Genomic DNA, 23605 nt, shown 5'->3' on the forward strand with positions numbered 1-23605 from the left:
CCCCCGATCACCCTGCCGCCGGGCCACCCGTGCGCCCGGCGGCCGACCCGAAGGAGCCCGACATGACCGACGTTCTGCGGCAGCACGCCGAGGACGCCTTCGCCGGTGAACTGGCCGCCCTGGCCGCCCAGGACGACCGCCCGCGCCCCGAGCGCTGGAAGCTGTCGCCGTGGGCCGTCGCGACCTACCTGCTCGGCGGTGAGCTGCCGGACGGCACCGCGATCACCCCCAAGTACATCGGCCCGCGCCGGGTGGTGGAGGTCGCCGTCACCACCCTGGCGACGGACCGCGCGCTGCTGCTGCTCGGCGTGCCCGGCACCGCGAAGACCTGGGTGTCCGAGCACCTGGCCGCCGCGATCAGCGGCGACTCGACGATGCTGGTGCAGGGCACCGCCGGCACCCCCGAGGAGGCCGTCCGGTACGGCTGGAACTACGCCCAGCTGCTCACCAACGGGCCGAGCCGGGACGCCCTGGTGCCCTCGCCGCTGATGCGGGCGATGGCGGAGGGCCGGATCGCCCGGGTCGAGGAGCTGACCCGCATCCCGGCCGACGTGCAGGACAGCCTGATCACCATCCTGTCCGAGAAGACGCTCCCGATCCCGGAGTTGGGCGCCGAGACGCAGGCCGTGCGCGGCTTCAACGTGATCGCCACCGCCAACGACCGCGACCGCGGCGTCAACGAGCTGTCCAGCGCGCTGCGCCGCCGCTTCAACACCGTGGTGCTGCCGCTGCCGGGCTCGCTGGACGAGGAGGTCGACATCGTCACCCGCCGGGTCAACCAGCTCGGCCGCTCCCTCGACCTGCCCGAACTGCCCGGCGGCGCCGAGGAGATCAGGCGCGTGGTGACCGTCTTCCGCGAGCTGCGGGCCGGCCTCACCACGGACGGCCGGACGAAGGTGAAGACCCCGAGCGGCACCCTCTCCACCGCGGAGGCGATCTCCGTCGTCACCAACGGCCTCGCGCTCGCCACCCACTTCGGCGACGGCGTGCTGCGCGCCGGGGACGTCACGGCCGGCATCCTCGGCGCCGTCGTCCGCGACCCGGTGGCCGACCGGGCGGTGTGGCGCGAGTACGTCGAAGGGGTGGTGCGCGAGCGCGACGGCTGGAAGGACTTCTACCGGGCCGCCCGCGAGGTGACCGTATGACCGTGTCCGAGGTCGCCCTGCTCGGCGTCCGGCACCACGGCCCCGGCTCGGCGCGGGCGGTGGCCGCCGCGCTGGCGCGCTGGCGGCCGGACGCGGTGCTGATCGAGGGCCCGCCGGAGGCCGACGCGATCGTCCACCTCGCCGCCGAGAAGGACCTGGTGCCGCCGGTGGCCCTGCTCGCCCACGCGGTGGACGACCCGGCGAAGGCCGCCTTCTGGCCGTACGCCGAGTTCTCCCCGGAGTGGGTGGCGATCCGGTACGGCGTGGACCACGACCTGCCGGTCCGCTTCATCGACCTGCCCGCCGGGTACGGCTTCGCGCCGTTCACCGACGAGGACACCGACGAGTCGCCCGCCGACCCGCTGGCGCTGCTCGCCGAGGCCGCAGGCCACGACGACGCGGAGCGCTGGTGGGAGGACGTGGTCGAGCACCGCGCCCCCGCCTCCGGTTCCGATGCCGATGCCGATGCCGACGTCGAGGCCGCGCTCGCGCCGTTCGCCGCCGTCGCCGAGGCGATGGGCGCGCTGCGCGCCGAGGGCCTCGGCGAGTCCCGCCGCGACCTGCTGCGCGAGGCGCACATGCGCCAGCAGGTCCGTGCCGCCCGCCGCGCCGGGCACCGGCGGATCGCCGTGGTCTGCGGCGCCTTCCACGTCCCCGCGCTGGCGACGATGCCCACCGTCGCCCACGACCGGGCGCTGCTCGCCGAGCTGCCGAGGAAGGTGAAGGCGGACGTCACCTGGATCCCGTGGACGCACCGCCGGCTCTCTCAGGCCACCGGCTACGGCGCGGGGGTCCAGTCGCCCGGCTGGTACCACCACCTGTTCACCACCGAGGGCGATCCGGTGCCGCGCTGGCTCACCCGGGCCGCCGACCTGCTGCGCGCCCAGGACCACCCGGTGTCCTCCGCGCACGTCATCGAGGCGGTCCGGCTCGCCGAGACGCTGGCTGTGCTGCGCGGCCGCCCGCTCGCCGGGCTGACCGAGACCATGGACGCCGTCCGCGCGGTGCTCTGCGAGGGCTCGGACGTCGCCCTGGAGCTCGTCCGGGACGGCCTGGTGGTCGGCGACGCGCTCGGTGAAGTCCCGGGCGCCGCACCGGCGGTGCCGCTGCAGCGCGACCTGGCCCGGCTGCAGCGCTCGCTGCGGCTCAAGCCCGCGGCCGAGGCGAAGGAACTCGACCTCGACCTGCGCAAGGACACCGACGCGGCCCGCTCCCGGCTGCTGCACCGGTTGCGGCTGCTGGGCGTCGAGTGGGGAGTGCCGGCCCGCTCCTCGGTCAACTCGACCGGGACGTTCCGGGAGAGCTGGCGGCTGCACTGGCAGCCCGAGTTCGCCGTGCGGATCGCCGAGGCCGCCCAGTGGGGCACCACGGTCGAGGAGGCGGCCGTCAACAAGGCGGTCGGCACCGCCCGCGCGGCCGGCGAACTCGCCGAGCTGACCGGCCTGGTGGAGACCTGCCTGCTGGCCGGGCTGTCCGGCGCGCTGCCCGCCGTGATGCGGGTGCTCGCCGACTGCGCCGCGCTGGACACCGACGTCGCGCACCTGGCCGGCGCGCTGCCCGCGCTCGTCCGGGCGCTGCGCTACGGCGACGTCCGCGGCACCGACCACGGCGCGCTCGCCGAGGCCGCGGTGGGCCTGGCCGACCGGGTCTGCGTCGGACTGCCGCCCGCCTGCGTCGGATTGGACGCCGACAGTGCCACCGCGATGCGCGCCCGGCTCGACGAGGTGCACGGCGCGATCGGGCTGCTCGGCCCCGACCCGGACCGAGCCGGGGACGGCGACGGCGGCGGCCTCGCCGAGCGCTGGGCCGCCGCCCTGCGGTCGCTCGCCCGCCGCGAACCCACCGCCGGCCCGACCACCGGCGCCCCGGGCCTGCTGCGCGGCCGGGCCGTCCGGCTGCTGCTGGACGACGGCCGGCTCGACTCCGCGGCCGCCGCCCGGCGCCTGCGGCTCGTCCTGTCCGCCGCCAACTCCCCGGCGGACGCGGCGGGTTGGGTGGAGGGCTTCCTCACGGGCGGCGGCGCCCTGCTGCTGCACGACCCCCGGCTGCTCGCCCTGCTCGACGAGTGGCTGACCGGCGTCGGCGCCGAGGTCTTCACCGACGTCCTGCCGCTGCTGCGCCGCACCTTCGCCGGCCTGGAGGCGGGCGTGCGCACCACCATCGGCAGCCGGGTCGCGGCCGGCCCGCTGGGCGGGGCCCCGGCCGCGGACACCCCGGGCGGCGAACTCGACGCCGCCCGCGCCGACGCCGCCGTCCCGGTGCTGGCCCTGCTGCTGGGCGGCCGTCCGAACAACCCCGGGCCGAAGATCCCCGGGCCGAAGATCCCCCGCCAGGCCGCCGGCCGCAACACCTGACACCCACCCGAGGAGGACCCGATGGCGACCACCACCGACGAACGGCTGCGCCGCTGGCGACTGGTGCTCGGCGGCGAGGCGGACGGCACCGGCTGCGCCCTGCGCGGCCGCGACGCCGCGATGGACGGCGCCCTCGCCGCGCTCTACCGGCGCGCCCCCGAGGAGGGGGCCCGCTCGGGGCGCGGCGGCCGGCGCGCCGCCGGGCTCGGCGGTTCGGCCCCGCAGGTCGCCCGCTGGCTGGGCGACATCCGCGAGTACTTCCCGTCGACCGTCGTCCAGCTGATGCAGCAGGACGCGATCACCCGGCTCGGCCTGGACCGCCTGCTGCTGGAGCCGGAGATGCTGGAGGCCGTCGAACCGGACGTCCACCTGGTCGGCACCCTGCTGTCGCTCAAGCACGCGCTGCCGGAGACCACCCGGGAGAGCGCCCGGGCCGTGGTCGGCAAGGTGGTCGCCGACCTGGAGCGCCGGCTCGCCGACCGCACCCGCTCCACGCTGAGCGGCGCGCTCGACCGCAGCGCCCGGCTCAACCGCCCGCGCCACCGCGACATCGACTGGGACCGCACGATCCGGGCCAACCTGAAGAACTACCTGCCCGAGCACGGCACCGTCGTCCCCGAGCGGCTGGTCGGCTACGCCCGCGCCCAGCGCGCGGTGAAGAAGGACGTCATCCTCTGCATCGACCAGTCCGGCTCGATGGCGCCCTCGGTCGTCCACTCGGCGGTGTTCGGCGCGGTGCTCGCCTCGATGCGCACGCTGGACACCCGGCTGGTCGTCTTCGACACCTCGGTGGTCGACCTCACCGAGCAGCTGACCGACCCGGTGGACGTGCTGTTCGCGACCCAGCTCGGCGGCGGCACCGACATCAACCGCGCGCTCGCCTACTGCCAGTCGAAGATCACCCGCCCGTCCGAGACGATCGTGGTGCTGATCAGCGACCTGTACGAGGGCGGGATCCGGGACGGCATGCTCCGGCGGGTCGCCGCGATGAAGGCGGCCGGCGTCCAGTTCATCGCGCTGCTCGCGCTCTCCGACGAGGGCGCCCCGGCCTACGACCACGCGCACGCCGCCGCCCTGGCCTCGCTCGGCGCGCCGGCCTTCGCCTGCACCCCGGACGCCTTCCCGGAGATCATGGCGGCGGCGATCGAGAAGCGCCCGATCCCGCTGCCCGACCAGGGGCGGTGATCGTTCACCCGTACGCGCTAACTCACCCGATCGACGGATCACGCGGCCGCCACGGGCTTCCGGCCAGGCTGTGACGGTTATCACCCACTATGGGCAGGCCCCGGGCGGAACACGCCCGTCCGACGGGGATAACCTGCCAGACGGACGTGACCCGCGTGTTGATTGACGTGTGCGCCCGTGGCTGTGTGGGCCGCAAGGCCGTACCTCTGCGTACCCGCAGCAGCCTCGACGACCCGCAGCGAAGATCCTGCCGTGGCACGCTCGTAGAGACACAATCCGCGACCACGAACAAGGACAAACACGTGGACCTGTTCGAGTACCAGGCGAGGGACCTCTTCGCCAAGCACGGCGTGCCCGTGCTTGACGGCGATGTCATCGAGACCGCCGCAGACGCTGCCGCCATCGCGGAGCGCTTCGGCGGCCGCGCCGTCGTCAAGGCTCAGGTGAAGGTGGGCGGCCGCGGCAAGGCCGGTGGCGTCAAGCTCGCCGCCGACCCGGCCGACGCCGTCGCCAAGGCCGAGGCGATCCTCGGTATGGACATCAAGGGCCACACCGTTCACAAGGTGATGCTGGCCCAGACCGCGGACATCAAGGACGAGTACTACGTCTCGTTCCTGCTGGACCGCACCAACCGCACCTTCCTGGCCATGGCCAGCGTCGAGGGCGGCGTGGAGATCGAGGTCGTCGCCGAGGAGAACCCCGACGCGCTCGCCAAGATCCCGGTCGACGCCAACGAGGGCTGCACCCCGGAGAAGGCCGCCGAGATCGTCGCCGCGGCGAAGTTCCCGGCCGAGGTCGCCGACCAGGTCGCCGAGGTCCTGCAGAAGCTGTGGACCGTCTTCATCAAGGAGGACGCCCTCCTCGTCGAGGTCAACCCGCTGATCAAGTCCGGCGACGGCAAGATCATCGCGCTCGACGGCAAGGTCTCCCTGGACGAGAACGCCGAGTTCCGTCAGCCGGAGCACGAGGCGCTCGAGGACAAGGCCGCGGCCAACCCGCTCGAGGCGGCCGCCAAGGCCAAGGGCCTGAACTACGTCAAGCTCGACGGCCAGGTCGGCATCATCGGCAACGGCGCGGGCCTCGTCATGAGCACCCTCGACGTGGTCGCCTACGCCGGTGAGAAGCACGGCGGCGTCAAGCCCGCCAACTTCCTCGACATCGGCGGCGGCGCGTCCGCCGAGGTCATGGCGAACGGCCTGGAGATCATCCTGGGCGACCCCGACGTCAAGTCGGTCTTCGTCAACGTCTTCGGCGGCATCACCGCGTGCGACGCGGTCGCCAACGGCATCGTGCAGGCCCTGGAGCTCCTCGCCGGCAAGGGCGAGAACGTCTCCAAGCCGCTGGTCGTCCGCCTGGACGGCAACAACGCCGAGCTGGGTCGCAAGATCCTCGACGACGCCAACCACCCGCTGGTCCAGCGCGTGGACACCATGGACGGCGCCGCTGACCGCGCCGCCGAGCTGGCCAACAAGTAAGGAAGGGGACTTAACACCATGGCTATCTTCCTTACCAAGGACAGCAAGGTCATCGTCCAGGGCATGACCGGCGCCGAGGGCATGAAGCACACCCGCCGCATGCTCGCCTCCGGCACCCAGATCGTCGGCGGCGTGAACCCGCGCAAGGCCGGCACCACGGTCGACGTCGACGGCACCGAGATCCCGGTCTTCGGCACCGTCGCCGAGGCGATGGAGAAGACGGGCGCCGACGTCTCCGTCCTCTTCGTCCCGCCGGCCTTCACCAAGGCCGCCGTCGTCGAGGCCGTCGACGCCGAGATCCCGCTGGCGATCGTCATCACCGAGGGCGTCCCGGTGCACGACACCGCCGCCTTCTGGGCCTACGCCGGTTCCAAGGGCAACAAGACCCGGATCATCGGCCCGAACTGCCCCGGCCTGATCAGCCCCGGACAGTCGAACGCCGGCATCATCCCGGCCGACATCACCAAGGCCGGCAAGATCGGCCTGGTCTCGAAGTCCGGCACCCTGACCTACCAGCTCATGTACGAGCTGCGCGACATCGGCTTCTCCTCGGCCGTGGGCATCGGCGGTGACCCGATCATCGGCACCACCCACATCGACGCCCTCAAGGCGTTCCAGGAGGACCCGGACACCGAGATCATCGTGATGATCGGTGAGATCGGCGGCGACGCCGAGGAGCGTGCCGCGGCCTACATCGCCGAGCACGTCACCAAGCCGGTCGTCGGCTACGTCGCGGGCTTCACCGCCCCCGAGGGCAAGACCATGGGCCACGCCGGCGCCATCGTCTCCGGCTCCTCGGGCACCGCCCAGGCGAAGAAGGAGGCCCTCGAGGCCGCCGGTGTCAAGGTCGGCAAGACGCCGTCCGAGACCGCCCGCCTGGCGCGCGAGATCATCGCCGGCTGACCCTTCCCCGGCCGCGCGACGAGCGCCCCCCGCCCTTCCCGGGCGGGGGGCGCTCGCCGTTCTCCGGGCAGCCGGTTCTCCGGGCGCCTACCGGAGGACGGGCCCGCGCGCGCAGGGGTGCGTCGTCAGCGGCGGGCAGGCCACCGGCCCCTGCGGCGGCGGGGCCGCCGCGCCCCGGCCGTCCTGCGGGGTCAGCATCCACCGGGCGGCCGCCTGCGCCTGCGACTCCGGCTCCACCAGTACCGCCTCCAGCCCGGGTGCCGGGCTGCACCACAGGCTGCTGACCACGTTCGGGGAACCGCCGGGCAGCAGCGGCACACCCGGCTCCACCGGCGCGTCCGGGGCCGGCACGCACAGCGCCGGGGCCGGCGGTTCGGGCGGCCGCGTCAGCACCGCCGGGCGCACCCCCGCCAGGGTCGCCAGGGCAGCCCCGCCCACCGCCACCGTCAGCAGCGCCGCCGCGCCCGTGCGGCTCGCCGTCCACAACCGGTAGCGGGCCCGCAGCACCGGCACCGGCGGCCGGTGCGGAGCGGGCGCGCCGCGCACCGCGGCCCGGTGCAGCAGCCGGCTCAGCCCGTCCGCGAAGTCCGGCGCCGCCGGATCCGGCCCGACCAGGTCCGGCACCCACCCGGCCAGCGCCGTCCGGGCCGCCCACACCCGGGCCTCCGCCGCCGTCCGGGACGACTCCACCTCCACCGCGACCGCCGCCGCCGGCAGCCCCAGCCCGTCGTGCAGCACCAGGGCCCGCCGCTGCGGCCGGGACAGCCGCTTCAGCGCCTTCAGCAGCGCCCGGTCCCGGTCGGTCAGCCGGTCGTGGTCCGGCAGCACGGCCTGCGACTCGTCCGCCGGACGCACCTTGATCCGCCGGTGCGGCAGCTGCCACGCGTGCGCCCGCCGCGGGCCGCCCCGGTGCCACGGCGACAGCGCCAGCTCACTCGCCCGCGCCCGCACCCACCCCTCCGGGTCCCCGGTCGCCGCGACCCGCCCCCAGCGGCGCCGCGCGTCCCCGAACGCCAGCCGTACGCAGTGCACCGCCCGGTGCCGGCACGCCGTCAGCAGGAACACCTGCTGCACGAGGCGGGTGTGCGCCGCCTCGTACAGCTCCTCGAAGCTCCCCGCCGCCGGCCGGGCCCGCCCGGCGGCCGGCTCCCCGGCGGCGCGCCCCTTCGGGACGGCCGTGGGCCGCGCGTCGGCGGCGCCGTCCGGCGCGGTGCTCTGCTTCGCCATGGCCTCGGCCCGTTCGTCGGTGTCGGCGGCGGTGGTGCGGTCGCTGCGGGTGGTGCTGTGTGCCGCGTCGGTCTCGGTGTCGCCGGGGGCGTGGGGCTCTGACGCGGCTTCGGTCCGCCCGCTGCGCGCGTCGTCGGCGGTGGTCCGTCCGCTGCGGGTGCCGGCGTCGGCCCTGGTGGCGGCGGGGGCGTGCTGCTCCGTCGCCGGGGCTGCGGCACGCGCCTTGCGGTTCGCCGGTGCGGTCCCGGAATCGGCCGCACGCCGCTCCGCCGCGCCGCCGGGCGTCGCGGCATCGGCGGTTCCGGGCCGCCCGGCCGCGGCCGCCGCGTTCGCCCGGCGCTTGGGCGCGGCCTCCGCCGGTGTGCCGCCTCGGGCCGGGCCGCTGCCGGCGGTTCCGGTTCTCGCGCTGGGCCGAGCAGCCGCCTTTGCCCGCGAGGGCCCGGCGCCGGCGCCGGATGCCCCTGACGCGTCGTCCTCGCCGGCGGGCTTCGTGCCACCGCCGAGGACCGGCGTCCGCCGCGGCCGGTCCGCGACGGCAGGATCCGGCCCGCTCGCGCTGTGAGCAGGGCCGGAGGCCTTGCCGGGTGCCGCCGTCAGGTCGCTCGGTCGGCCAGGCGTCGGGCCGCCGCCGCCGACGACCGCGGGCCGCTGTCGCCCGTCCGTGTCGGGGGCCTTCTGCTCGGTGCCGAGGGCGACGGCCTCGGCCTCGGTGGTGACGCCCAGTTTGCGCATGGCGCGGTGGAGGTGGCCGCGGGCGGTGGCCGGGGTGATGCCGAGGGCGGCGGCGGTGCGGGTGAGGTCGTGGCCGGCGGCGAGGTGGGCGAGGGTCTGGGCCTCACGGGGGGTCAGTTTCCGCAGCAGGCGGGCGGCGTCCTGGGCGGCGGCGTTCGGTGCGGCCGTACGGGGGTGCCGCTCGGGGGTGGGGGAGTCGGCGGTGGGTGGCGTGGTCATCAGACGCTCCGGGCCGGGGCGCCGGCGGCTTGGGGGCAGGGTCTGAAAAAGCGCATAAGCCAATAATCTGGGACACGGCGGCGGTTTGCCGCTTCACCGAGCATGGCGAGTCGCCTTGGCACCATGAGGCGCATGACGCAGCTGATGGGCCGTCCGATCCTGGAAGTGTCGGGCGAACTGGGCGGACGCCCGGTGCTGGCGGACCTGTTGGCCGGGGTGCGGACCGCGCTGGTCGGCCTCGCGGTGATCGTGGTGCCCGTCCTCGGGCTGTGGGTGGTGACGCCGAACGCGGACGACGGCGCGACCGGTGCCACCCGTCTGGCGGCGGCGCTCTGGCTGCTGGGGCACGGCGCGCCGGTGCTGCGCGGTCGGGCGGACGCCCCGCTGTCGGTCACTCCGCTGCTGCTCGGCGCGCTGGCGGTGGTGCGGCTGTACCGGGCGGGCGCGGGCCTGGAACGGCGGCGCGGGCTGCGCTCCCGGTGGGGCGGCCCGGTGGCGCTGTGGTCGGGGTACTGCGCGGTGGCGGTCGCGGTGGCGGTGCACTGCGCGGGGGCCGGGCTGTTCCGCAGCCGGGTGCTGCTGGACGTGCTGGTGGTGGCCGTGGTCGCCGGGCTGGCGACGGCCGCCGGCGTCCGGGCGGTGGGTCCGCCGCTGGTGGACGGCCGCCCGGCCCGCTCGCTGCTCGACCGCCTGCCGTCGCCGTGCCGGCCGTCCGGCGGTGCGGCGGCGGTGCGGGGCGCGGCGCTGGCGGCCGGGGCGGGGCTGGTGGCGGCGGGCGGGGTGCTGGTGGCGGGGGCGGCGGTGTCGGCCGCGGTGGCCGGGGGCGGCCGCGGGGCGGCGGTGCTCGGTGCCGGGCCGGCTGCGGTGGCGGGGCTGCTGCTGCTCGCCGTGGTGCTGCTGCCGAACGCGGTGCTGTGGGGCGCGGCGTACGCGCTGGGGCCGGGGTTCGCGGTGGGCGTGGGGACGGCGGTGTGGCCGGGGGGCGCGGTGCTGGGCCCGCTGCCGGAGTTCCCGCTGTTCGCCCTGCTGCCGGCCGAGGGCGCGGGCGGCTGGCGGTGGGCGGCGCTGCTGCTGCCGGTGCTGGCCGGGGTGGTGCCGGCCGTCCTGCTCGGCCGGGCGGCGGCGGCCGGCGGTGGCACCCCCGCCCCGGCCCCCGTCGATCCCGCCGCCGATCCCGCGACCGACCCAGCGGCCGACCACCCCGGCCCCTGGCCGTCCGCCGCGACGGCGGTGGCGGCCCTTGCGGCGGCGCTGCTGACCGGGGCGGGCGCGGCGGCGCTGGGTTGGCTCTCCGGCGGCGCGCTGGCGGCGGAGCGGATGGCCCGGCTGGGCCCGGTGCCGTGGTGGACGGGCCTGGCGGCGGCCGGCTGGGTCGCGCTGGTGGCCGTCCCGGGCGCGCTGCTGGTCCGGTACCGGGCCCTGACGGCGGCGCCCGGCGGACACTGGCGCTCGGCGCTCACCGGTCGCGCGCGCCGGAGCGTGCTGCTGGTGCGCGCCCGCGCGTACGCCGCCGTGCTGCGCCTGGCCGGCGGCTGAGCGACCCCCTCGGGCGCCCCGCGTCTCCGCTGCCCCGGTGCCGTGCCTACTCGGCGTCGCCGGTGAAGTCCACGTACCACTGCGGCGCGTAGCGGTCGCAGTTCTCGGCGCCGACCGAGGTCAGCGAGTCCTGCACGCAGGTGACGTAGTCGTGGTAGTAGACCCCGAGGCCGATCACCGAGGTCGCGACCAGGACGGTCATCGCGCCGGTGAGGATGCCGGCCAGTGCGGCCGGGGTGAGCGGGTTGGGCACCGGAGCCCCGGGCACCGTCCCGGCGGGTGCCCCGGCGGGTGCCCCGGCGGGTGCCCCGGCGGTGGCCCCGGCACCCGTCGCGGCCGGCTTGGGTGCGCGCAGCGCGCTGACGCCCCACACGATCCCCAGCACCCCGACGAGCAGCGCGACCCAGTGGAAGCCCGCGAACAGGCTGACCAGCGCGATCGGCCCGGCGAGCGCGGCGTTGCGCGCCCGGCGGTGGGCCGGGTCGGTGGGGTCGAGCCGCGGCGGCTGCGGGGCCGGCGGCCGCTGGCCGGTGCGGCCGTCGCCGAGGCCGGCGCCCCACGGCGGCGGGGACGGCGGGCGCTCGCCGTTCCCCTGGCCGCCGCCGTCCGGGCCCTCGCCGGGCCAGGGGCCGCGCGGCTGCCACGGCTGGTCCGGGGCGTCCGGCGGCGGCGGTGCGAAGGGGTTGCGCTCGCCGGTGTCGTCACCGCTGCTCATGGTTCGGCCATTCCTTCTCGGTCGGTGGCTCGGGCGGAGGTCTCGCTCCAGCGCCCCCTATGATCCCGCAGCCGTTCGTCGGCCCACCGGCGGCCTGCCCCGCAGGCCTGCGGGCCACCCGGTGCGGCCGTCCGCAACTCCCGTACGGAGCGCGCGGGGAGGTCGTGGGGAGATCCCGGTCTCAACTACGCGCGTAGCGCCGCCCGGAGGGTTCGGAGGCCGTCCGACCAGCCGTTATCGTGGTGACGGTCAGCAGCTCGGACAGGTTTCCCCGGGGCCCGCGTCGCGGCGGGTTCTCCTGGTGTTCCCCTTCGCTCGACCTGCCGTTCGTAGTGGCCCCACCGCCGGTGGACGTACCAGCGGACGGCGCCCGACCTACGGAGAATCGCGCAGTGGCCGCCGCCCCCGCTCAGCTCTTCCCGCCCCGCACGCCCGGACCGGCCCGACTGGTGGTGCTGGTCTCCGGCTCCGGCACCAACCTGCAGGCGCTGCTCGACGCCGTCGCCGACCCGGCCTACGGCGCCGAGATCCTCGCCGTGGGCGCCGACCGGGACGGCATCGCCGGCCTGGAGCGCGCCGAGAAGGCGGGCCTGCCGACCTTCGTCCACCGGGTGAAGGACTTCCCGGACCGGGCCGACTGGGACGGCGCGCTGACCGCCTCCGTCGCCGCGTACCAGCCGGACCTGGTGGTCACGGCCGGCTTCATGAAGATCCTCGGCCCCGCGTTCGTCGCGGCCTTCGCCGGGCGGATCGTCAACACCCACCCCGCACTGCTGCCCGCCTTCCCCGGCGCCCACGGCGTCACCGACGCGCTCGCGTACGGCGTGAAGGTCACCGGCTGCACCGTCCACCTGGTCGACGCCGGGGTGGACACCGGGCCGATCATCGCGCAGGGCGTCGTCGAGGTCGTCGACGCCGACCACGCCGATGGCGGCGAAGCGCTGCACGAGCGCATCAAGACTGTCGAGCGCAAGCTGCTCGTCGACGTCGTGGGCCGGCTGGCCCGCGAAGGTCACCGCATCGAGGACCGAAAGGTATGGATTCCGGCATGAGCGCCGCCTCCACCACGCCCCCTGTCTCCGAGAACGTCCGGCCGATCCGCCGCGCCCTGATCAGCGTGTACGACAAGACCGGTCTGGAGGAGCTGGCCCAGGGCCTGCACGCCGCCGGGGTCGCCATCGTCTCCACCGGCTCCACCGCCGGCCGGATCGCCGCCGCCGGCGTCCCGGTGACCGAGGTCTCCGAGCTGACCGGCTTCCCGGAGTGCCTGGACGGGCGCGTGAAGACGCTGCACCCCCGCGTGCACGCCGGCGTGCTCGCCGACCTGCGGCTGGAGTCGCACCGCGCGCAGCTGGCCGAGCTGGGCGTCGAGCCCTTCGACCTGGTGGTGGTGAACCTCTACCCGTTCAAGGCCACCGTCGCCTCCGGCGCCACCCCGGACGAGTGCGTCGAGCAGATCGACATCGGCGGCCCGAGCATGGTCCGCGCCGCCGCCAAGAACCACCCCTCGGTGGCCGTGGTGGTCGACCCGGCCCGCTACGAGGACGTGCTGACGGCCGTGCGCGAGGGCGGGTTCGACCTGGCCACCCGCAAGCGCCTGGCCGGTGCCGCGTTCGCCCACACCGCCGCCTACGACGTGGCCGTCGCCTCCTGGTTCGAGGCCGGCTACGCGCCGAGCGACGAGCGATTCCCGGAGTTCCTGGGCTCGACCTGGGAGCGCCAGAACGTGCTGCGCTACGGCGAGAACCCGCACCAGGGCGCCGCGCTGTACAGCGACGGCACAGGCGGCCTGGCCGGCGCGCAGCAGCTGCACGGCAAGGAGATGTCGTACAACAACTACGTCGACACCGACGCCGCCCGCCGCGCCGCCTACGACCACGCCGAGCCGGCCGTCGCGATCATCAAGCACGCCAACCCGTGCGGCATCGGGACCGGCGCCGACGTCGCCGAGGCGCACCGCAAGGCGCACGAGTGCGACCCGGTCTCCGCGTACGGCGGCGTCATCGCGGTGAACCGCCCGGTCACCGTCGAGCTGGCCGAGCAGATCGCCCCGATCTTCACCGAGGTCGTGGTGGCCCCCGGTTACGAGGACGGCGCCCTGGAGGTGCTGACCCGCAAGAAGAACCTGCGCGTGCTGCTCGCCCCCGAGGCCCCGGCCAACCGCCAGGAGGTGCGCCCGATCTCCGGCGGCGTGCTGTTGCAGGACGCCGACCGGGTGCACGCCGAGGGCGACGACCCGGCGAACTGGACCCTGGCCACCGGCGAGGCGCTGTCCGCGGCCGAGCTGGCCGAGCTGGCCTTCGCCTGGCGGGCCTGCCGGGCCGTCAAGTCCAACGCGATCCTGCTGGCCAAGGACGGCGCCTCGGTCGGCGTCGGCATGGGCCAGGTCAACCGGGTCGACTCCTGCAAGCTCGCGGTCGAGCGGGCCGGCGAGCGGGCCAAGGGCTCGTACGCGGCCTCGGACGCCTTCTTCCCGTTCCCGGACGGCCCGGAGATCCTGATCGCCGCCGGCGTGAAGGCGATCGTCCAGCCCGGCGGTTCGATCCGTGACGAGGAGGTCGTCGAGGCGGCCGCCAAGGCCGGCGTGACGATGTACTTCACCGGCGCGCGGCACTTCTTCCACTGATGAAGTGACGGGACGGCAGAGCGGCCCGGCCCCCTCCTCGGAGGGGGCCGGGCCGCTCTGCCGTGCCGCTACGGGCCGTCAGTAGCGCGGCCGGTCGAACCAGGCCACGCCGTCCCGGGTGCTCATCGAGACGATCCAGGTGACGCAGATCGCGATCCACAGCCCGGCGAAGACCTGGAAGAACACGGCGGCCTCGTCGAGCTCGCTGCGCTCGACGATCGAGAAGACCATGATGCCCGCGCCGAGCAGCAGGGCGATCGAGCCGTACACCAGGGTGGTGATCCGGGTGGCCGGGCCGCCGCGGCCGAGCTTCACCCCGAGCGTCATGGAGAGCACCGAGGCGAGCAGGAAGACGATCCCGAGGACGAGCGCGATGCTCGACGCCATGTTGTTGATGATCGCGACGTCGCTGGTCTCGCTGTGCCTGTTGGCGTTGCTCTTGGCGCCCAGGGCGCCGAGCAGGAAGAGCGCCGTCAGGAGGATCTGCGAGCTGCCCACGATGAACAGCAGCACCCGGGTGGTGATCACCATGCCCGGCATGGACATCTTCGGCGCGGCCGGCGGGAAGGCGTAGCCCGGCGCGGCCTGCGGGTAGCCGTACCCCGCCGGCGCCGCCTGCTGCGGGTAGCCGTACCCGGCCGGCTGCGCCTGCGGAGGCTGCTGCGGGTACCCGTAGCCCGGGGCCTCCTGCGGCGGGCCGTACGGGTTGTTCGGGGTGGGCGGGTAACTCATGGATGCCTCCGGGCAGTTGCGGGGACGCGGGGACAGGACGGCGGAGGTCCCGGGTGCGGCCCGGCGGCGGTGACGGGCGGCGGCCGCGGTTCAGTGGTTCAGCGGCGAGGTGAGCGGGTGGCGGGCCCGGTCGTCGGCAGGCGCACGGCGGACGGGCCGGCGCCCCGGCGATCGCGCTGCGCGGTGTGCTGTGGTCGGCTCACTTCTTCCCCCGGGTACGCCCCGCCGCGGAGTCCGGCGGCCCGTCACGGGGCCGGTCGCGGCAGGGAATGCCCGCTTATCGTCATCCGGACGGTACGGCCGTGTCCAGCCGGTTCGCCGGGCCCGGCCGAGACTGTGGCGCAACCGCAACGTGGTCCGGACCGGACAGGTGCCGGGTGGCCTGCGCGATCCGGGAGAATGGGGTCATGACTGCCCAGATTCTCGATGGCAAGGCCACCGCTGCCGCGATCAAGTCCGAACTCGCCGTCCGCGTGGCGGCCCTCAAGGCGAAGGGCGTCACGCCCGGCCTCGGCACCGTCCTGGTCGGCGACGACCCGGGCAGCCGCTGGTACGTCAACGGGAAGCACAAGGACTGCGCGGAGATCGGCCTCGCCTCGATCCAGCGCGAACTGCCCGCCACCGCCACCCAGGAGGACGTCGAGAACGTCGTCCGCGAGCTCAACGCCGACCCGGCCTGCACCGGCTACATCGTCCAGCTGCCGCTGCCCAAGGGCCTGGACCAGAACCCGGTGCTGGAGCTGATGGACCCGGACAAGGACGCGGACGGCCTGCACCCGACCTCGCTCGGCCGGCTCGCCCTGGGCATCGAGGGCCCGCTGCCCTGCACCCCGCTCGGCATCGTCGAGCTGCTGCGCCGCCACGACGTCGAGATCGACGGCGCCGAGGTGGTCGTGGTCGGCCGCGGCATCACCGTCGGCCGCTCGATCGGCCTGCTGCTGACCCGCCGCAGCGAGAACGCCACCGTCACCCTGTGCCACACCGGCACCCGGGACCTCTCCGCCCACCTGCGCAAGGCCGACATCATCGTGGCCGCCGCCGGCGTGCCGCACCTGGTCAAGCCGGAGGACGTCAAGCCGGGCGCGGCGGTGCTCGACGTGGGCGTCAGCCGCAGCGAGGGCAAGATCGTCGGCGACGTCCACCCGGGCGTGGCCGAGGTGGCCGGCTGGATCTCCCCGAACCCGGGCGGCGTGGGCCCGATGACCCGCGCGATGCTGCTCAACAACATCGTCGAGGCGGCCGAGCGCCGCGCCGGCGTCTGACACCACCACGAGGGACGGCGACCATGACGGAACCGCGGCCGGCGCGGACCCGGCGCAGGCCGGTCAAGACCACCGGCACCCTGCCGCCCGAGGGCTCGCGCGCGGCCCTCGGCGGCGAGCACGCCCTGCCGGTGCGGCAGTGGCCGATAACGCTGGTCCTCTCGGTGGTCGGGGCCGGTCTCGCGGTCACCTGGTTCGCCGACTTCAAGGACGGCTTCAAGTACGGGCTGCTGATCCTCGGCTGCGGCGTGCTGCTGGGGGCCGTGCTGCGCCTGGTGCTGCCCGAGGTCGGCATGCTGGCGGTGCGCAGCCGGTTCACCGACGTGATCGTGCTGACCTTCCTGGGCGCCTCGATCGTGCTGCTGACCCTGGTCGCGCAGCCGAACCCGTGGCTGGAGTTCCCGCTGCTCGACAACATCGGCCAGCTCATCGGCAGGCCCAAGCACTGATCCGCAGGCCCGTGACGGCCCCCGCCTAGGAACCACTGGGCGGGGGTCGGCTTTTTTCTGTGACGTATCAGCCACGCCCGGACACCAGGCGTACGCTTCCCTTTGCGATAACCTGACGCCGGTTTCTCGACGTCGAGAGATCATCCTGGCTCCAGCGCCGGTGTGCCTGGGGCGCCTGGCGATTTGCTGGAGAAGGTAGAAATGACTCGCACCCCCGTCAACGTCACCATCACCGGCGCGGCCGGCCAGATCGGCTACGCGCTGCTCTTCCGCATCGCCTCGGGCCACCTGCTCGGTGCCGACGTGCCGGTGAACCTGCGCCTCCTGGAGATCCCGCAGGGCCTCAAGGCCGCCGAGGGCACCGCCATGGAGCTCGTCGACTGCGCATTCCCGCTGCTGCGCGACATCACCATCACCGACAACCCGAACCAGGCCTTCGACGGCGCCAACGTCGCCCTGCTGGTCGGCGCCCGCCCGCGCACCGCCGGCATGGAGCGCGGCGACCTGCTGCAGGCCAACGGCGGCATCTTCGGCCCGCAGGGCAAGGCCATCAACGACAACGCCGCGGACGACATCAAGGTCCTGGTCGTCGGCAACCCGGCCAACACCAACGCCCTGATCGCCCAGCGCAACGCCCCGGACGTCCCGGCCGAGCGCTTCACCGCGATGACCCGCCTGGACCACAACCGCGCGGTCGGCCAGCTCTCCGCCAAGACCGGCGCCCTGGTCTCCGACGTCAAGCGCGTCACCATCTGGGGCAACCACTCCGCGACCCAGTACCCGGACATCTTCCACGCCGAGGTCGCCGGCAAGCCGGCCTTCGAGGCCGTGGGCAGCGACCAGGCCTGGCTGGAGAACGACTTCATCCCGACCGTCGCCAAGCGCGGCGCCGCCATCATCGAGGCCCGCGGCGCCTCCTCGGCCGCCTCGGCCGCCAACGCCGCCCTCGACCACGTCTACACCTGGGTCAACGGCACCGCCGAGGGCGACTGGACCTCGATGGGCGTCGTCTCGGACGGCTCCTACGGCGTCCCGGCCGGCCTGATCTCCTCCTTCCCGGTCACCACCAAGGACGGCAAGTTCGAGATCGTCCAGGGCCTGGAGATCTCCGACTTCTCGCGCGCCCGCATCGACGCCTCGGTCAACGAGCTGGTCGAGGAGCGCGACGCGGTCCAGGAGCTGGGCCTCATCTGAGCCCCCCGCGACCGGACGACGGCCCGCCGCCCCACCGAGGGGCGGCGGGCCGTCGCCGTCGGGCGGCCGCCCCGCACCGGCCGTCCTACACTGGCCCGCTGTGAACGAAACCCTCGGGGACGCCGCGCTCGTCCTCGTCTTCATCCTGCTGGGCGGACTGTTCAACGTCGCCGAGATCTCGCTGATCTCGCTGCGCGAGGGCCAGATCCGGACGCTGGAGGCGCGCGGCACCCGGCGCTCGGCCCGGGCCGCGCACCTGGCCGCCGACCCCAACCGCTTCCTGGCCGCCGTGCAGGTCGGGGTGACCTGCATGGGCTTCCTGTCCGCGGCCTTCGGCGCCGACACCCTGTCCGGCAAGGTCGCGCCGCTGTTCGTCCGGGCCGGGCTCGCCGAGGGCGTCGCGGACGCCCTCGCCCTGGTCGGCCTGACCCTGGTGATCAGCTACGTCTCGCTGGTGCTCGGCGAGCTCACCCCGAAGCGGATCGGCCTGCAGCGCGCCGAGTCCATCGCGGTGGCCGCGGCGCCGGTGGTGGACGTGATGTCGGTGGTGCTGCGCCCGGTGATCTGGCTGCTCGGCCACTCCACCAACCTGATGGTGCGCCTGCTCGGCGGCGACCCGGCCGCCGGCCGCGGCTCGATGAGCTCCGAGGAGCTCCGCGGCCTGGTCGCCGCCAACACCGAACTGGGCAGCGACGAGCGGGCGTTGATCGCGGACGTGTTCTCCGCCGGGGAGCGCCAGCTGCGCGAGGTGATGGTCCCGCGCACCGAGGTGACCTTCCTGGACGCCGAGCGCCCGCTGGCCGCCGTCCGGCAGCAGGCCGAGACCTCGCCGCACTCGCGCTACCCGGTGGTCGAGGGCAGCGCCGACGCGGTGGTCGGCTTCGTCCACGTCCGCGACCTCTACGGCGCGCGCGGCGAGCAGGCCGTCAAGGTCCGCGACCTGGCCCGCCCGGTGAAGCTGCTGCCCGGCACCAAGCTGGTGCTGGAGGCGATGGGCGAGATGCGCCGCGAGGGCCACCACCTGGCCATCGTGGTGGACGAGTACGGCGGCACCGCCGGCATCGTCACGCTGGAGGACCTGGTCGAGGAGGTGATCGGCGAGATCCGGGACGAGTACGACCGCCCGGAGACCGCCACCACCCGCCGGCTGGCCGGCGGCGGCGTGGAGCTGGACGGCCTGCTCAACCTCGCCGACTTCGCCGAGGAGACCGGCGTCAGCCTGCCCGAGGGCCCGTACGAGACGGTGGCCGGCTGCCTGGTCGCCTCGCTCGGCCGGCTGCCCCGGCAGGGCGACCAGGTGCGGATCACCACCGAGGGGGACGCCGGGGTGCTGCTGACGGTCGCGAAGCTGGAGGGGCGTCGGATCGCCCGGGTCGGGGTGAGTGCGGTCACACTGGCCGAGGCGGCGGGGCCGGAGGTTTCCTGACCGCGCGGGAGAACTGGAACAATGGCCCGCATGGTCAACGCAGCGGTCGTCACTGGTCCGGTCAAGGACCGTCCCCGGGTGCTCTCCGGCATCCAGCCCACCTCCGGCTCGTTCCACCTCGGCAACTACCTGGGCGCGGTGCGCCAGTGGGTCGACCTGCAGAAGGACAACGACGCCTTCTACATGGTCGTCGACCTGCACGCCATCACGGTGCCGCAGGACCCGGCGACGCTGCGCGAGAACACCCGGATCTCCGCCGCCCAGCTGCTCGGCGCGGGCCTCGACCCGGAGCACTGCACGCTGTTCGTCCAGTCGCACGTGCCCGAGCACGCGCAGCTCGCCTGGGTGATGAACTGCCTCACCGGCTTCGGCGAGGCCTCCCGGATGACCCAGTTCAAGGACAAGTCCTCCCGGTACGGCGCCGAGAGCACCACGGTCGGCCTGTTCACCTACCCGATCCTGCAGATCGCCGACATCCTGCTGTACCAGGCGGACGCCGTCCCGGTCGGCGAGGACCAGCGCCAGCACGTGGAGATCACCCGCGACATCGCGGAGCGCTTCAACACCCGCTACACCCCGACCTTCACCGTGCCGAAGCCGTACATCCTCAAGGAGACGGCGAAGATCATGGATCTCCAGGACCCGGGGATCAAGATGAGCAAGTCGGCCTCCTCGGCCAAGGGCCTGGTCAGCCTGCTGGACGAGGCGAAGGCCAGCGCCAAGAAGATCAAGAGCGCCGTCACCGACACCGGCACCGTGGTCTCCTACGACGAGGAGCAGAAGCCGGGCGTCTCCAACCTGCTGCGCATCCACTCCGCGCTCAGCGGCCGGTCGGTGGAGCAGCTGGTCGAGCACTTCGAGGGCAAGATGTACGGCGCCCTGAAGACCGAGCTGGCCGAGCTGTTCACCGAGTGGGTCACCCCCTTCCAGGAGCGCACCCGCACCTTCCTGGACGACCCGGCCGAGCTGGACCGGGTGCTGGCGATCGGCGCCGAGAAGGCCCGCGCGGTGGCCTCCGAGACGCTGGCGACGGTCTACGACCGGATCGGCTTCCTCCCGGCCGCCAAGCGGTGACTCCCCTCACACAGCTGCCCGATGGTGAGGGCAGTGACTCGCCCTTCGCCTCCGAGCGCTCGGACCCGGGGCCGACGTTCGTCGCTCCGGCGCTCCCTCCTTCGTCGGTCGCTGGTCGCTCCTCGCTTTCGGCACCGGCGCGCTCTTCGGCTCAGGGCGGGGAGCTCGTCACCATCGGCGTGTCCGTGAGCGTCCCGGACCCGTACGGCGCGCAGATCCAGGACGCCCGGGCCGGGCACGGCGATCCGCAGGCCCGGTCGATACCGACCCACGTCACCCTGCTGCCGCCGACCGAGGTGCCGGCCGAGGCCCTGCCGAAGATCGAGGAGCACCTGGCGCAGGTGGCGGCCGCGCACCGGCCGTTCCGGATGCTGCTGTGCGGCGGCGGCACCTTCCGCCCGGTCTCCCCGGTGGTGTTCGTCCGGGTCGAGGAGGGTGCGCAGGAGTGCCGGCTGCTGGAGGCGGACGTCCGCTCCGGCCCGCTGGCCCGCGAGCTGGCGTTCCCGTACCACCCGCACGTGACGGTCGCGCACGGCCTGCCGGACGACGTGCTGGACCAGGCGTACGAGCAGGCGCGCGGCTACCGGGCGGCCTTCCCGGTGCCCGGCTTCTCGCTGTCCCGGTTCGACGCGGACGAGGTCTGGCGGCCCTGGCGGGACTACCCGTTCGGGTGAGCCCGAGCGGGGGTCCCGCCCGGGCCGCCTCGTGAACTACCGCTCCTGGCGGCCGAGTTCGAGCATCCGGTCGACCACCCGGGCGGAGGCCCCGCCGTCGTCCAGCGCGCAGTGCTCGGCCCGGAAGCGGCGGTAGCGCTCGGCGTACCCCGGTGGCAGCGCCGCGCCGCTGTCGGCGAGTTCGCGCAGCGCGCCGAGCAGTTCGGCCGAGGTCGGCACCAGCGGGCCGGGGGCGTTCGGCTCGAAGTCGAAGGAGAAGCCGCGCAGGGTGTCGCGGTAGTGCTCCAGGTCGTAGGTGAAGAAGTACATCGGGCGGCCGGTGATCGCGAAGTCGAACATGATCGACGAGTAGTCCGTCACCAGGACGTCCGCGACCAGCAGCAGCTCCTGCGGGTCGGGGTAGTCCCCGCAGTCGTACAGGAAGCCGTCGCCGGCCGAGGGCAGCGGGTCGCGCACGTGCGCGTGCGGGCGGATCAGCAGCACGTGGTCCTCGCCGAGCAGGCGCCGGGCGTGCTCCACGTCCAGCTTCAGGTCGAGCCGGAAGCCGTCGCCGTCGCCGCGCTGCTGGTCCTCCCGCCAGGTCGGCGCGTACAGCACGATCCGCTTGCCGTCCGGGATGCCGAGCTTGCGGCGGACGGCCGCGATGGTGGCCCGGTCGGCCCGGGCGAGCACGTCGCCGCGGGGGTAACCGGACTCCAGCACCTCGCCGCCGTAGTGGAAGGCGCGCTGGAGCAGGGGGGTGGCGAAGGGGCTGGGGGAGAGCAGCAGGCTCCAGTGCGGGGTCTCCCGGTCGAGCGCCTCCAGGTAGCCGTGGTCGGCCAGCCAGGGGTTGTCGACGTCGTGGGCGATCCGCTTCAGCAGCGAGCCGTGCCAGGTCTGCACGACGACCTGGCCGGGGCGGCGCTCCAGGAAGTCCGGGAAGTGGGTGTTGCCGACCAGGTACCGGCAGGTGGCCAGCGCGCGGTACCACTCCGGGCTCCATATCCGCACCGGGGTGACCCCGGGCGGCAGCTCGGCCTGGGCGTCGTCGACCACCCACAGGTGCTCCAACGGCTCGCCGCGGCGGGCGAGTTCGGCGTGCACCGCGCGCGGTGAGTCGGCGTAGCCGCGGCCGCCGAACACGTCGTACAGCACCGCCTCGCGGACGGGCTCGCGGCGGGCCGCCGGGTAGTGCTCGGTGCGCTGCCGGTGCTGGTTCCAGGCGCTGCGCTCGGCGGCGTCGAGCACCGGGGTGGAGTCCACCAGCAGGGTGTCGTGCCAGCGGCGCTGCAGCACGATCCGCTTGCCGCCCGCGGTGGTGGCGGCGGGCAGCGCGGACAGCGCGGCGGGGGCGGCGAGCAGCGGCCGGGCGGGGCCGCGGCGGTCGGCCGGTTCCAGCGAGGCGTCCCAGACGCCCTTGCGCAGCGGCAGCGCGACGCCGTCCGCGCCGGTGCGGGTGGCGGGTACCCGGGCCAGGAAGCGGCCGTCGCCGGAGGTCTCGATCGGGGTGCGGACCTCGCCGGCCTGCGAGCCGTGCCGCAGCACGAGCTCCAGCCGGTCGGCGGCCGCGCCCGGGCAGTGGCCGGCGAGTTCGAAGCCGCCGGCCCGGGGGGTGATCCGGTCGACGTAGCCGGCCGCGGGCTGGACGCACACCTGGAGCCGGCCGTCCGCGAGGTGCTTGAGGTAGAGCACGCGGTCGGGGGCGTCGGGCAGCGGGTGCTGGCCGGCCACCGGGCCGCCGCGCTCGTCCAGGCAGAGCTGTTCGGTGCCGCCGTCCGGGCGCGCCAGTTCGACGTCCCAGTGCTCCAGTTCGCCGGTGCCGCGGCCGTCCTCGGTGAACGGCCGGTACGGCAGGTGGACGGCGAAGGTGTTGCCGGTGCGGGTGACCGGGTGCTCGACCACGGCCTCGCTCTGCCGGTGCCGCAGTCGCAGCACGGTGCCGGCCGGGCAGGCCTCGGCGGTGCCGCTCAGGTCGAGGCCGTCGCCGGCCGGGGCGGCGTGGTCGAGCCGGGCGTTCGGGCGCTCCAGCCGCAGGCCCAGCCGGCCGTCCTCGAAGTACGGCTGCAGGCGGACGTCGCGGTCCACCCAGCGGGCCGGCGGGTACTCGCCGGAGCCGCACCAGTGCGGGGCGAGCGCGCCGTACTGGCGGCGCAGCCGGGTGGGGCGGGGGCGGGTGAAGAGGGTGGTCTCGATCCGCCAGTCGCCGAGCAGCCAGTGGCCTTCGTGGCGCAGTCGGGCGGGCTCGATGACGGCGGTGAAGCCGGACCAGTCGTGGTTGAACTCGGGCTGGGCGCTGTCGTCGGTGACCTCGGGCATCCGGCGGGGTCTGGAGCGCAGGTGCACGGGCGGGCGCTCGTCGTCCTCGTGGCGCAGGGTCAGCCAGGTCCAGGCCGAGCCGGGGCGGCCGGTGTCCTGGTGCTGCGGGCGGGCGAAGCCGGTGAGCTCCAGGCCGCGGGCGTGCCAGCGGGCGCGCAGCAGGCCGAAGGCGACGTCCTCGTCGACGGCGGGCCGGTCGGTGCTCACACGGGGGGAGGCGTGCGGGAGGACGAACCGTGTGAGCACAGGCATGTCGGGAAGACCCTTCGAGCAAACAGGATTCCCGGGCGTGGCGGTGAACCGGGAGCGCCGCCGATCCGTTCGTGTCCGGTCCGGGGCCGACTTCACATCCCATACCGGGGCGATGCCCGGGGTCAACCGT

Annotated in this window: 18 protein-coding genes; 14 read left to right on the forward strand and 4 right to left on the reverse strand. The window is 74.7% G+C overall.

The features are described 5' to 3' along the window. Positions 1-62 precede the first annotated feature (62 nt). The 5 genes from AB2U05_RS19870 (at position 63) to sucD (ending at position 7062) form a co-directional block, all read left to right on the forward strand. Positions 63-1145 carry an AAA family ATPase gene (locus tag AB2U05_RS19870; RefSeq protein ID WP_107072883.1) on the forward strand — a complete coding sequence of 361 codons (1083 nt, stop codon included), beginning with the start codon at positions 63-65 and terminating at the stop codon, positions 1143-1145. After that, positions 1142-3499 carry a DUF5682 family protein gene (locus tag AB2U05_RS19875; protein ID WP_369183860.1) on the forward strand — a complete coding sequence of 786 codons (2358 nt, stop codon included), beginning with the start codon at positions 1142-1144 and terminating at the stop codon, positions 3497-3499. Before AB2U05_RS19870 ends, AB2U05_RS19875 begins: the two co-directional genes overlap by 4 nt. Positions 3500-3520: 21 nt before the next feature. Continuing rightward, on the forward strand, positions 3521-4684 hold the full coding sequence (locus AB2U05_RS19880; RefSeq protein ID WP_369183861.1) for a VWA domain-containing protein: 1164 nt from the start codon (positions 3521-3523) through the stop codon (positions 4682-4684). Between the two features lie 302 nt (positions 4685-4986). Beyond that, positions 4987-6159, forward strand: coding sequence for an ADP-forming succinate--CoA ligase subunit beta (gene sucC, locus AB2U05_RS19885; protein ID WP_045693539.1), 1173 nt, complete (start codon positions 4987-4989; stop codon positions 6157-6159). 18 nt (positions 6160-6177) lie between these two features. Next, positions 6178-7062, forward strand: coding sequence for a succinate--CoA ligase subunit alpha (sucD, locus tag AB2U05_RS19890; protein WP_045693537.1), 885 nt, complete (start codon positions 6178-6180; stop codon positions 7060-7062). A gap of 87 nt (positions 7063-7149) precedes the next feature. Here the strand turns inward: sucD and AB2U05_RS19895 are convergent, their stop codons facing one another. Continuing rightward, positions 7150-9240, reverse strand: coding sequence for a LuxR C-terminal-related transcriptional regulator (locus AB2U05_RS19895; protein WP_369183862.1), 2091 nt, complete (start codon positions 9238-9240; stop codon positions 7150-7152). A gap of 132 nt (positions 9241-9372) precedes the next feature. Between AB2U05_RS19895 and AB2U05_RS19900 the strand changes: the two genes are divergently transcribed. Continuing rightward, entirely contained in the window at positions 9373-10776 is a 1404-nt protein-coding gene (locus AB2U05_RS19900; protein ID WP_369183863.1) for a DUF6350 family protein, read from the forward strand. 46 nt (positions 10777-10822) lie between these two features. Here the strand turns inward: AB2U05_RS19900 and AB2U05_RS19905 are convergent, their stop codons facing one another. Beyond that, positions 10823-11491: a hypothetical protein gene (locus tag AB2U05_RS19905; protein ID WP_369183864.1), complete on the reverse strand. Its 669-nt coding sequence runs from the start codon at positions 11489-11491 to the stop codon at positions 10823-10825. 392 nt (positions 11492-11883) lie between these two features. On the opposite strand from AB2U05_RS19905, the gene purN reads away from it, so the two are divergent. Both purN and purH read left to right on the forward strand, forming a co-directional pair. After that, on the forward strand, positions 11884-12543 hold the full coding sequence (gene purN / locus AB2U05_RS19910) for a phosphoribosylglycinamide formyltransferase (RefSeq protein ID WP_045693534.1): 660 nt from the start codon (positions 11884-11886) through the stop codon (positions 12541-12543). Continuing rightward, the gene (gene purH, locus AB2U05_RS19915; protein WP_369183865.1) at positions 12540-14117 is read left to right on the forward strand and encodes a bifunctional phosphoribosylaminoimidazolecarboxamide formyltransferase/IMP cyclohydrolase; all 1578 of its coding nucleotides are present in this window, start codon (positions 12540-12542) and stop codon (positions 14115-14117) included. The genes purN and purH overlap by 4 nt, the downstream gene beginning before the upstream one ends. Before the next feature lie 78 nt (positions 14118-14195). On the opposite strand, the gene AB2U05_RS19920 is transcribed toward purH, so the two are convergent. Beyond that, complete coding sequence (locus AB2U05_RS19920) at positions 14196-14849, reverse strand: hypothetical protein (RefSeq protein WP_045693529.1); 654 nt, start codon at positions 14847-14849, stop codon at positions 14196-14198. Positions 14850-15256: 407 nt separating this feature from the next. Here AB2U05_RS19920 and AB2U05_RS19925 point away from each other — a divergent pair, with 407 nt between their 5' ends. From AB2U05_RS19925 to AB2U05_RS19950, 6 genes are all read left to right on the forward strand, one after another. Further along, positions 15257-16111 carry a bifunctional methylenetetrahydrofolate dehydrogenase/methenyltetrahydrofolate cyclohydrolase gene (locus AB2U05_RS19925; RefSeq protein WP_045693527.1) on the forward strand — a complete coding sequence of 285 codons (855 nt, stop codon included), beginning with the start codon at positions 15257-15259 and terminating at the stop codon, positions 16109-16111. Positions 16112-16134: 23 nt separating this feature from the next. After that, complete coding sequence (locus AB2U05_RS19930; protein ID WP_045693525.1) at positions 16135-16560, forward strand: DUF3017 domain-containing protein; 426 nt, start codon at positions 16135-16137, stop codon at positions 16558-16560. Between the two features lie 201 nt (positions 16561-16761). After that, positions 16762-17754, forward strand: a complete 993-nt coding sequence (locus AB2U05_RS19935; RefSeq protein ID WP_045693523.1) for a malate dehydrogenase — start codon at positions 16762-16764, stop codon at positions 17752-17754. A gap of 100 nt (positions 17755-17854) precedes the next feature. Further along, positions 17855-19180 carry a hemolysin family protein gene (locus AB2U05_RS19940; RefSeq protein WP_045693521.1) on the forward strand — a complete coding sequence of 442 codons (1326 nt, stop codon included), beginning with the start codon at positions 17855-17857 and terminating at the stop codon, positions 19178-19180. Positions 19181-19258: 78 nt separating this feature from the next. Continuing rightward, positions 19259-20254 (forward strand): tryptophan--tRNA ligase, encoded by a 996-nt coding sequence (gene trpS / locus AB2U05_RS19945; protein ID WP_045693594.1) that lies wholly within the window; start codon positions 19259-19261, stop codon positions 20252-20254. A 185-nt stretch (positions 20255-20439) separates the two neighbouring features. Next, complete coding sequence (locus AB2U05_RS19950) at positions 20440-20928, forward strand: 2'-5' RNA ligase family protein (RefSeq protein WP_341845994.1); 489 nt, start codon at positions 20440-20442, stop codon at positions 20926-20928. Between the two features lie 36 nt (positions 20929-20964). On the opposite strand, the gene AB2U05_RS19955 is transcribed toward AB2U05_RS19950, so the two are convergent. Beyond that, positions 20965-23475 (reverse strand): CDP-glycerol glycerophosphotransferase family protein, encoded by a 2511-nt coding sequence (locus tag AB2U05_RS19955; protein ID WP_369183866.1) that lies wholly within the window; start codon positions 23473-23475, stop codon positions 20965-20967. Positions 23476-23605 lie beyond the last annotated feature (130 nt).

The sequence above is a fragment of the Streptomyces sp. Y1 genome, assembly GCF_041053115.1.
GTDB lineage: Bacteria > Actinomycetota > Actinomycetes > Streptomycetales > Streptomycetaceae > Kitasatospora > Kitasatospora rubellomurina.

Bases quoted from the DNA above. Each gene is read 5' to 3' on its own strand.
- AB2U05_RS19870 (WP_107072883.1), top strand. From the start codon at position 63: ATGACCGACGTTCTGCGGCAGCACGCCGAGGACGCCTTCGCCGGTGAA.
- AB2U05_RS19875 (WP_369183860.1), top strand. From the start codon at position 1,142: ATGACCGTGTCCGAGGTCGCCCTGCTCGGCGTCCGGCACCACGGCCCC.
- AB2U05_RS19880 (WP_369183861.1), top strand. From the start codon at position 3,521: ATGGCGACCACCACCGACGAACGGCTGCGCCGCTGGCGACTGGTGCTC.
- sucD (WP_045693537.1), top strand. From the start codon at position 6,178: ATGGCTATCTTCCTTACCAAGGACAGCAAGGTCATCGTCCAGGGCATG.
- AB2U05_RS19895 (WP_369183862.1), bottom strand. From the start codon at position 9,240: ATGACCACGCCACCCACCGCCGACTCCCCCACCCCCGAGCGGCACCCC.
- AB2U05_RS19900 (WP_369183863.1), top strand. From the start codon at position 9,373: ATGACGCAGCTGATGGGCCGTCCGATCCTGGAAGTGTCGGGCGAACTG.
- AB2U05_RS19905 (WP_369183864.1), bottom strand. From the start codon at position 11,491: ATGAGCAGCGGTGACGACACCGGCGAGCGCAACCCCTTCGCACCGCCG.
- purH (WP_369183865.1), top strand. From the start codon at position 12,540: ATGAGCGCCGCCTCCACCACGCCCCCTGTCTCCGAGAACGTCCGGCCG.
- AB2U05_RS19920 (WP_045693529.1), bottom strand. From the start codon at position 14,849: ATGAGTTACCCGCCCACCCCGAACAACCCGTACGGCCCGCCGCAGGAG.
- AB2U05_RS19925 (WP_045693527.1), top strand. From the start codon at position 15,257: ATGACTGCCCAGATTCTCGATGGCAAGGCCACCGCTGCCGCGATCAAG.
- AB2U05_RS19930 (WP_045693525.1), top strand. From the start codon at position 16,135: ATGACGGAACCGCGGCCGGCGCGGACCCGGCGCAGGCCGGTCAAGACC.
- AB2U05_RS19935 (WP_045693523.1), top strand. From the start codon at position 16,762: ATGACTCGCACCCCCGTCAACGTCACCATCACCGGCGCGGCCGGCCAG.
- AB2U05_RS19955 (WP_369183866.1), bottom strand. From the start codon at position 23,475: ATGCCTGTGCTCACACGGTTCGTCCTCCCGCACGCCTCCCCCCGTGTG.